Here is a 9,927-nt window from a genome sequence, read left to right on the forward strand (position 1 = left end):
CTAGGGATCGTTTCGTCCCGCCCTTGGGATTTGTTCCTCCCACCCTTGGGATTTGTTCGTCCCGATAGTTTGCGCCCCTATTCATGGCGCATAGCTTGCGACTTTTGTCTACCTTTGTAAGCGATGAGATCACTTTACCACATCGTCTTACTGCTCTGCCTCCTACTACAGGGTAGCGTGCTGGCTCTACACAGTCAGACGACCGACACGACGGCTGTCGCGACACCCCGCCGCGTGGCGCTCACAGGTTACGTCTTAGATCGTGACCGTGAGCCGATCGAGTTTGCCTCGGTACGTGTCGAGGGGACGAGCATCGGCACCTGGAGCGACCTGACGGGTGCTTACCGCTTGGAGCTGACCCCGACGACCGACAGCGTGGTGGTCACCTACAGCTCTATCGGTTATCAGACGGTGCGCCAAGTGTACCCGCAGGGTATCTCACGAGACATGCACTTTAACCCGATGCTGGGTGAGAGTGCTACCGCTTTGGCTACCGTGACAGTGCGGGGCGAAGCGCGTCCGCCCAGTATGGAGCGGATCACGACACAGACGCTCGCCATGGAGGCTTCGCCGACACGTAGCATCGAGTCGATGGTGGCGACCTATGCGGGGGTCACACAGCACAACGAGCTGAGCACTCAGTACAATGTGCGTGGGGGGAGCTTCGATGAGAACCTCGTCTACGTCAACGGTATCGAAGTGTACCGTCCGCTATTGGTGCGCTCAGCCGAGCAGGAGGGTTTGAGCTTTGTCAATACCGATCTGGTGGAGCGGGTTTACTTTTCGGCGGGAGCCTTCGATGCGCACTATGGCGACCGGCTCTCCTCAGTACTAGACATACAGTACAAGCGCCCCACTAAGCTGGAGGGTGCTGTCACCCTCGGATTGATGAATAATAGTCTCTACGTGGGGGGCAAGCATGGGCGCTTCACCCATGTCACAGGCATTCGCATGCGCACCACGCAGCAGATGCTCTCGAAGATGGAGACCCGCGGGGAGTACAACCCTTTCTATGCGGATGCGCAGACCTATCTGACCTACACCTTTAATGATCGCTGGCGCATCGAGGGCATCGGCTACTACTCCTGGACGCAGTACCGCTTTCGTCCGCAGCAGCGTGAGACGACTGTCGGCTCCCTGCAAAATGCGAAGCACTTTACCGTCTACTTCGACGGACAGGAGCGGGATCGCTTCTCCACCCTCTTTGGAGCCTTGACGCTACACTGGCGTCCCAGCAGTCGAGGCGCGCACAGGCTAGATCTGAGCCTCTACAACAGCCACGAGCGGGAGAGCTACGACATTACGGGCGCTTACTATCTGCAGAAGGAGGCTGACCCGACGACTGGAGGCGAGGAGCAGGAACTCCTCGCCACGGGTGTCAACCATGAGCATGCCCGCAACCTACTCCGCTACTCGGTCGCGGCACTCGCTTATAGTGGCAATCAGCGTCTCAGCGAGACGCATCGCCTCATGTGGGGTGCGGAGCTACGTGGCGAGCAGATAGCGGACTACATCTCTGAGTGGGTCAAGCTCGACTCGGCTGGCTATAACCTGCCGCGCGACCCCGATCTGATCAAGATGCAGAGCAATCTCTACTCCAACGTCTCGCTACGCTCGGCACGTGCCTCGCTCTACCTGCAAGATGAGATGCAGTGGCAAACGCCCTCGGGAAGCTATCACCTGACGGCTGGCGTGCGGGGAAGCTTCTGGTCGTTCAATAAGAAGGCGGACTTCTCGCCTCGTCTAGTTGCTTCGTGGCGACCGAAGGAGCTGTCCGACCTCTTGGTGAGAGCAGCTGGAGGACTTTACTACCAGAGCCCCTTTTACAAGGAGATACGTATCATCGAGGCTGACGCTATGGGCAATCAGTCGGTACTGCTCAATGATCAGGTGCGTTCGCAAGGATCCGCACAAGCCTTGGTCGGTGTGGACTACAACTTCCTCGTGGGGGGACGCAAGTTTCGCCTCACCGCCGAGGGCTACTACAAGCATCTCTTTCGCATCAATCCCTACTATGTGGACAATGTCAAGCAGCGTTACCTAGGTCAGAACCTGGGCACCGGCTACATCGTGGGGCTAGATGTCAAGCTCTTTGGAGAGTTTGTTCCCGACGTCGACTCGTGGCTTACCGCCTCGCTGATGCGTGGCCGGCAGACCATCGAGGGGTATGGCGAGATGCCACTACCACACGTGCCGGACTACAACTTGTCACTCTTCTTCCAGGACTATTTCCCCGGCTACAAGCGTATCACGCTCAGCTTGCGCGGCGTGCTAACGGGAGGACTTCCTCAGCTCAATGCTGCCGAGGGCTTTGGTCGTCCGCTCTTCCGTGGCAAGCCTTACAAGCGTGTCGACATCGGTATGCAGTACACGCTGTGGGATCGTGCTGAGGCAAAGCCCGGTGCGTGGCGCTGGCTACAAGCACTTAGCAAGGTCTCGATCGGGGTGAATGTCTTCAACCTCTTTGACATGACCAACATCGGCTCTTACTACTGGCTCTCGGACGCTTACCGCAACCAGTACGCCGTGCCCAACTACCTGACGGGACGCCAGTACGACGCCTCGCTCATCGTCCGCTTCTGATTCGCTGAGGAATAACGTAACAAGTAGCCCGTTGTAGGGACGCACGGTCGTGCGTCCGTTGTATCAAAGCAAAACAAGTATTGACACCGTAACCTTTAACGAGGACGGACGCACGACCGTGCGCCCCTACACAGGGTTACTCGTCTCGTATATTTCCCGCTTGGACTTGGTGGCACTTTGACATAATGTCGCAAGGGATAGTTTTGTGGCACAATGTTTGATACCTATGTGATGTAAGCGTCTGACCTACGGATGAACCAGGTCAGCCGACAGAGACATTAACAAATAAGAAATCAACAAACAACACAATACTATGGGTAAGATAATTGGTATAGACTTAGGAACTACAAATTCATGTGTAGCAGTCATGGAGGGTGGCGAGAGCAAGGTCATCCCCAACAGCGAGGGACGTATGACGACTCCCTCAGTAGTAGCATTCGTAGAGGGCGGTGAGCGCAAGGTGGGTGACCCCGCTAAGCGTCAGGCTATCACGAACCCAACGAACACGATCTACTCGATCAAGCGCTTCATGGGTGAGACCTATGAGCAGATAGAGAAGGAGGCTGAGCGCGTCCCCTTTAAGGTGGTCAAGGGTGATAACGACACCCCACGTGTAGACATCGACGGACGTCTCTACACGCCACAGGAGATCTCGGCGATGATCCTTCAGAAGATGAAGAAGACGGCTGAGGACTACCTCGGCACAGAGGTCACCGATGCCGTGATCACGGTGCCCGCATACTTCAACGACTCACAGCGTCAGGCGACTAAGGAGGCTGGCGAGATCGCTGGACTCAAGGTGCGTCGTATCGTCAACGAGCCTACGGCTGCTTCGCTAGCTTACGGCCTTGACAAGAAGGGCTCCGATATGAAGATTGCAGTCTTTGACCTCGGTGGTGGTACGTTTGATATCTCTATCCTAGAGCTAGGTGATGGGGTCTTTGAGGTGAAGTCCACAAATGGTGATACGCACCTAGGTGGTGATGACTTTGACCATGTGATCATTGACTGGCTCGCTGAGGAGTTTATGAAGGACGAGGGTATCGATCCCCGCAAGGACAATATGGCACTCCAGCGTCTCAAGGATGCTGCTGAGCGTGCTAAGATAGAGCTCTCAAGCTCGACCTCGACGGAGATCAACCTACCTTACCTGATCCCTGTAGATGGTATCGCTAAGCACCTCGTTCGTACGCTGACACGTGCTAAGTTTGAGCAGCTAGCTGACAAGCTGATCCACGCTTGTGTAGCTCCTTGTGAGCAGGCACTCAAGGATGCAGGTCTCACGGCGAGCGACATCAATGAGGTGATCCTCGTAGGTGGCTCGACACGTATCCCCGCGATCCAGGAGATCGTCAAGAAAATCTTTAACCAAGAGCCTTCTAAGGGTGTGAACCCCGACGAGGTAGTCGCCTGCGGTGCTGCTATCCAGGGTGCTGTCCTGACGGGTGAGGTAAAGGATGTCCTACTCCTTGATGTAACTCCGCTATCTCTCGGTCTAGAGACGATGGGTGGCGTGATGACTCGCCTGATCGATGCAAACACGACGATCCCGACGAAGAAGAGTCAGATCTTTACCACAGCTGTGGACAACCAGCCTTCTGTAGAGATTCATGTCCTACAGGGTGAGCGTTCGCTAGCGAAGGATAATAAGAGTATCGGTCGCTTTACCCTAGATGGTATCGCACCAGCACCTCGCCAGACACCTCAGATTGAGGTTACCTTTGACATTGATGCGAATGGTATCCTCAACGTCACGGCTGTCGACAAGGCTACGGGCAAGCAGCAGAACATCCGCATCGAGGCTTCGAGCGGTCTGAGCGATGACGAGATCAAGCGTATGAAGCAGGAGGCTGAGGCAAATGCTAAGGCTGACGAAGAGGCTAAGGCTCGTATCGACAAGCTCAACCAAGCAGACAGCATGATCTTCTCTACGGAGAAGCAGCTCAAGGAGCTGGGCGACAAGATCCCTGCTGACAAGAAGGCACCAATCGAGGCGGCTCTGGAGAATCTGCGCAAGGCGCACAAGGCGGAGGATATCCCCGCTATCGACAAGGCTATGGAGGAGTTGAACACGGCCTTCCACGCAGCCACCGAGCAGATGTACAATCAGGCCAATGCACAGCAGCAGGCTGGTCCTCAGCCAGGAGCTAACGCACAGCCTAATGACAATGCCTCTGCAAAGGGCAACGACTCGGGCGATGTAGCTGACGCAGACTTTGAGGAGATCAAGTAATCTCCGAGAGAGGTCACACATACAATATAGTAGCGGGTGGGTCAACGATGGTTGGCTCACCCGCTTGCTTTGTTAGAGGCTATAGACTAGAAGTTAGAGGAAAGAGTAGACTAAGTGTCTGATCCAGTTATTGAACTATCCGGAATTTCCGAATAGTTCCCTCTACGCCCCCTCTCTAATCTCTAACTTCTGATCTCTAACCTCTATTTTCGTACCTTTGGGGCGATGAATCTTCACAGCAAAAAGCTTCTACGCGATGACGAGGCACGATGACATAGCAGAGTACTTCAAGCAAAAGGGAGTACGGGGCACGGCAAACCGCATCTTGGTGCTACGCGCCTTGATGGCCGCGACGCAACCGATGAATCTCAACGAACTGGAGATGACACTCTACCCGATGGATAAGTCAAGCATCTCACGGGTGCTGACACTCTTTCTGGCGCACGACATCGTCCACGCCTTTGAGGACGGGCGAGGCGTGTGCAACTATGAGCTCTGCGCCAGCGATGGCGTCTGTCTCGGCGAGGATGAGCACATACACTTTTACTGCGAGCGGTGCCAGCACTCCTACTGTATGGAGATGCTCCAGGTACCTCCGCTACGTCTGCCCAAAGGGTACAGCGCCCACGCCATATCCTTCGTCATCAAGGGCATCTGCCCCAACTGTCAAAACAAACGCTCATAGGGCACCCCCCTAATCTCTGCCTTCTAACCCCTAATCTCTAAATTCGTACCTTTGCAACCTAGTGTCCAGGCTCATCGGAGGTTCGTCATACAGGCTCCGAGATGAATCGTGACGCTAAGGGACGATAAACATACATTATAGAGTCAGGTGAGCTACAGCTGAAGACGCTTAAACCAACTCTCAGAGAAGAACGACTATGGAAAACGATCTTCACGGTAATAGTCTGAAGGCTGTCGGGACCTTTCTCTCAGCCTATGCGACCCATATGATGGGCTGTGGCGTGCACACCTCTCGTGTCGTGCGCTGTACGCAGCGCATAGGCGAGCGCTACGGCTATACCGTCGTGACGATGATGGTGCAGAAAGGCGTACTGATCAAGCTGTACGACCCTAAGAGCAATACACACTTTGCCATTGAAGATGCGATTCCCCCGCTACCCATTAGCTTCGAGCACAATGCCCGCTTGAGCGCCTTGAGCTGGGAGGTGGTCGACGAGCAACTATCCCTAGAGGAGGTACGTGAGCGGTATGAGCAGATACTAGCTGCGCCACGTACACATCCGCTATTTGTATTGATCTTGGTGGGGCTAGCGAATGCTTCGTTTTGCCGACTCTTCGGAGGTGATCTACCAGCTATGGGGATCGTCTTTTGGGCTACCGTCGTGGGGTTCATCTGCAAGCAGAAGTTGATCCAGGAGCATGTCAACCACTACATAGCCTTCATGGTGTCAGCCTTTGTAGCGTCGCTCTGCACGAGCATCTCGCTAATCTTCAATACGGACAGTGAGATCGCTCTGACGACAAGTGTGCTCTATCTAGTGCCTGGCGTGCCGCTCATCAATGGTGTGATAGACATCGTGGAGGGGTACATACAGACAGGCTTCTCCAGGCTTGTGGAGGCTTTCCTGCTGATAGGCTGTATCGGGTGGGGCTTTTCGATCACGCTCTTTATCTTTAGGAGTAGCTTGCTATGATGCTGATTGTAGATATCCTACTAGATGGGCTCTTTGCAGCGATGGCTGCGATGGGCTTTGGTGCTATCTCCGACCCTCCGCTGAGGGCTTATCGCAGTATCGCTATACTAGCTGCCGTGGGGCATGCGCTACGCTTCGTCTTGATGACGGTGTGTGGCATCAATATCGCCATTGGATCGCTCTGCGCTTCGCTGACGATAGGCTTCGGGGCGCTCTGGCTGGGGAAGCGTATACAGACACCTATCACCGTCCTCTCGATACCAGCGCTCCTGCCGATGATCCCAGGGAAATATGCGTACAATATGTTCTTCGCGCAGATCATGTTTCTCCAAAACCTAGACAGCATGGAGGGACAGCAGAAGTATATGGAGATGTTTTTCTTCAATAGTATCGTAGCCATCACAGTCATCTTCGTCCTAGCTGCGGGGGCTACACTCCCTATCCTACTCTTCCCTAAGCGCACCTTCTCTCTAACTCGTAAGAAACAATAGGCTCTGAGCTCTACTATGAATACCTTTTGGAATACAATCGCCCAGTACAATGCGGCGACCTGGCCGATACAGATACTCCTAGTCATCGCTGCCGTTGTGGTTCTGTACCTCCTGGTCAAGCGTCCCTCACGTAGCAGTACGATCATTGCCAAGTCCTATCTGATACTCCTATATGTATGGATCGCTGTGGCATACTATGCCATCTACTGTGCAGAGCGTAGCTACTCCATCCTACTCAGCATATACTGGGGCATACTAGCTCTGGCGTGGATTAAGGATCTCCTGGAGGACGACACGCAGTTTGCCCTCAGAGACAAGTTCAAGCCCTTTGGCATCTTCGTACTCCTGCTCCCGCTGATGTATCCTCTAGCGTCCATCACGAGGGGGCTCTCCTTCCCCTACATCACCACGCCAGTGATGCCCTGCACGGTAGCTATCTACACGATCGGACTGCTCCTCCTCTTCACGAGTCGAGTCAATATCTTTATCGTCCTACTCCTCCTCAACTGGGCTATGGTGGGCGTGACGAAGACTTGGTTCTTCGGGATCCCCGAGGACTTCATCCTAGTGCTCACGGCGATACCTGCGCTGTACATCTTCTTCCGCGAGTACTTCGCCCTAGATCTGCATCAAGACTCAAAGCCGCAGGCGAAGTACATCAATGCGCTTCTGATCCTCGTCTGCATCGGGGTCTGCATAGCGCTCTGCTGGGCGCTCTTTGCCCAGATATCTAGAGATATGTAGGCTACACCACACGACACGAGCAAGCCCCATCTAAGTCTCTACGGAGGAATCGCCAAGTTCTTCCGTAGAGACTTTTCATTTTCCAGCGAGGTGTGGACAAATTCTTCGGAACTTCGAAATCTTTCTTCCGAACTTTCATTTCATTCTTCCGAAGTTTTATTTGCCAGTTCCGTGGAGAAACTTCGTTTCCTCGTGAGCTATTGGGAGATTCCTCGGTAGAAATCCCAATCGGCCGAGATCTCGGAGTCATCAGATGGACCCCGTAGCGCAGGGTTTCCGTTTTTTTATTACTTTTGCTGTGTCCTCCCCCCCTGAGGGCAGGGGACTATATTTGATACATCAAGCATCTACAAACAAACACTCTATAGCTATGACACAGCACAACATTGATCTCTCACAGTATGGCATCAAGGCGCCAGCTGAGATCATCTACAATCCCTCGTACGATCAACTATACGAGGCTGAGCTACAGCCAGACCTGACGGGCTATGACCGCGGACAGCTCACCGAGCTGGGTGCTGTCAACGTGATGACAGGTGTCTACACGGGTCGCTCACCAAAGGACAAATTCTTCGTCCTCGATGACACCACCCGCGACACCATCTGGTGGACCACCCCCGAGTACCCCAACGACAACAAGCCTACCAGTCAGGAGACCTGGCGGGAGCTTAAGCGGATTGCCACCGAGGAGCTCTCGGGCAAGAAGCTCTACGTCGTCGATGCCTTCTGCGGTGCTAACCCAGACACGCGCCTCAAGATCCGTTTTATCATGGAGGTCGCTTGGCAGGCTCACTTCGTCACCAATATGTTTATCCGCCCATCCAAGGAGGAGCTGGCAAACTTTGGCAAGCCCGACTTTGTCGTTATGAACGCTTCGAAGGCTAAGGTGACCAACTACAAGGAGCTGGGACTGAACTCCGAGACGGCTGTTGTCTTTAACCTAACCGAGAAGGTGCAGCTCATCCTCAACACTTGGTACGGAGGCGAGATGAAGAAGGGTATGTTCTCCTATATGAACTACCTCAACCCGCTCCGTGGCAATGCCTCAATGCACTGCTCGGCCAATACGAATCAGGACGAGACGGAGACCGCTATCTTCTTCGGTCTCTCGGGCACGGGCAAGACGACCCTCAGCACCGACCCCAAGCGCAAGCTGATCGGCGACGACGAGCATGGCTGGGATGACAACGGTATCTTTAACTACGAGGGCGGCTGCTACGCTAAGGTGATCAACCTGAGCAAGGAGTCGGAGCCTGACATCTACAACGCCATCCGCCGTGATGCACTCCTAGAGAATGTGACGGTCGATGCCAACGGTAAGATAGACTTCTCCGACAAGTCTGTCACGGAGAATACACGTGTCTCCTACCCTATCTACCACATCGAAAACATCGTCAAGCCAGTCTCTAAGGCGGGCCATGCGAACAAGGTGATCTTCCTCTCGGCAGACGCTTTCGGTGTCCTACCTCCTGTCTCGATCCTTGATCCTGAGCAGACGCAGTACTACTTCCTCTCAGGCTTTACGGCCAAGCTTGCTGGTACCGAGCGTGGCGTCACGGAGCCTACACCGACCTTCTCGGCATGCTTTGGCGCAGCCTTCCTCTCGCTCCACCCGACCAAGTACGGTCAGGAGCTGGTCAAGCGTATGAAGGCTGTCGGAGCTAAGGCTTACCTAGTCAATACGGGCTGGAATGGCACGGGCAAGCGTATCTCAATCAAGGATACCCGTGGCATCATCGACGCAATCCTCGACGGCTCCATCGACAAGGCTCCGACGAAGAAGCTACCCTACTTCAACTTCGCCATCCCAACGGAGCTACCAGGCGTAGACCCCGCTATCCTCGATCCACGAGACACCTATGCTGATCCCGCTGAGTGGGAGACGAAGGCTCAGGATCTGGCTAAGCGCTTTGTCAAGAACTTCGAGAAGTTTGCCACCAACGAGCATGGCAAGAAGCTCCAGGACGCAGGTCCTAAGCTCTAATGGAGCTAACTCATAACTGATAACAAGCAGAGGTTCCACTCTCCCGTGAGTGAGACCTCTGCTTTTCTCTTTTCGTCATCGTACGACGGGTGTGCTCTTGTAACTTTGAAGTTAAGTGTGTATATTTGCGAAATGAAGGGGTGCAGGTGCGATACGGATGTTTTCGCAGGTAACCCACATTAGGCAGAAGACTATTCATTCACTACACATTTGAACTATGATAATAGGCGTACC

The 9,927-nt window shown here is 54.1% G+C and carries 7 protein-coding genes; all 7 read left to right on the top strand.

Annotated elements, in window-relative coordinates:
* Positions 1 to 123 precede the first annotated feature (123 nt).
* The 7 genes from Q0X57_RS05975 (at position 124) to pckA (ending at position 9,693) form a co-directional block, all read left to right on the top strand.
* Entirely contained in the window at positions 124 to 2,583 is a 2,460-nt protein-coding gene (locus tag Q0X57_RS05975) for a carboxypeptidase-like regulatory domain-containing protein (RefSeq protein WP_297728984.1), read from the top strand.
* 313 nt (positions 2,584 to 2,896) lie between these two features.
* A complete protein-coding gene (gene dnaK, locus Q0X57_RS05980; RefSeq protein ID WP_297728987.1) occupies positions 2,897 to 4,816 on the top strand; it encodes a molecular chaperone DnaK in 1,920 nt (639 codons plus the stop codon).
* A gap of 256 nt (positions 4,817 to 5,072) precedes the next feature.
* Positions 5,073 to 5,501 (top strand): transcriptional repressor, encoded by a 429-nt coding sequence (locus Q0X57_RS05985; protein ID WP_297728990.1) that lies wholly within the window; start codon positions 5,073 to 5,075, stop codon positions 5,499 to 5,501.
* Positions 5,502 to 5,697: 196 nt separating this feature from the next.
* Positions 5,698 to 6,474 carry a threonine/serine exporter family protein gene (locus tag Q0X57_RS05990; protein ID WP_007364449.1) on the top strand — a complete coding sequence of 259 codons (777 nt, stop codon included), beginning with the start codon at positions 5,698 to 5,700 and terminating at the stop codon, positions 6,472 to 6,474.
* Positions 6,474 to 6,965, top strand: a complete 492-nt coding sequence (locus Q0X57_RS05995) for a threonine/serine exporter family protein (protein ID WP_039865112.1) — start codon at positions 6,474 to 6,476, stop codon at positions 6,963 to 6,965. The genes Q0X57_RS05990 and Q0X57_RS05995 overlap by 1 nt, the downstream gene beginning before the upstream one ends.
* A 15-nt stretch (positions 6,966 to 6,980) precedes the next feature.
* On the top strand, positions 6,981 to 7,709 hold the full coding sequence (locus Q0X57_RS06000; protein ID WP_297728995.1) for a DUF6064 family protein: 729 nt from the start codon (positions 6,981 to 6,983) through the stop codon (positions 7,707 to 7,709).
* A 370-nt stretch (positions 7,710 to 8,079) separates the two neighbouring features.
* Positions 8,080 to 9,693, top strand: a complete 1,614-nt coding sequence (gene pckA / locus Q0X57_RS06005) for a phosphoenolpyruvate carboxykinase (ATP) (protein WP_297728997.1) — start codon at positions 8,080 to 8,082, stop codon at positions 9,691 to 9,693.
* Positions 9,694 to 9,927: the final 234 nt, after the last annotated feature.

This window comes from uncultured Porphyromonas sp., from assembly GCF_947254915.1.
In the GTDB taxonomy this organism is placed as follows: Bacteria; Bacteroidota; Bacteroidia; order Bacteroidales; family Porphyromonadaceae; genus Porphyromonas.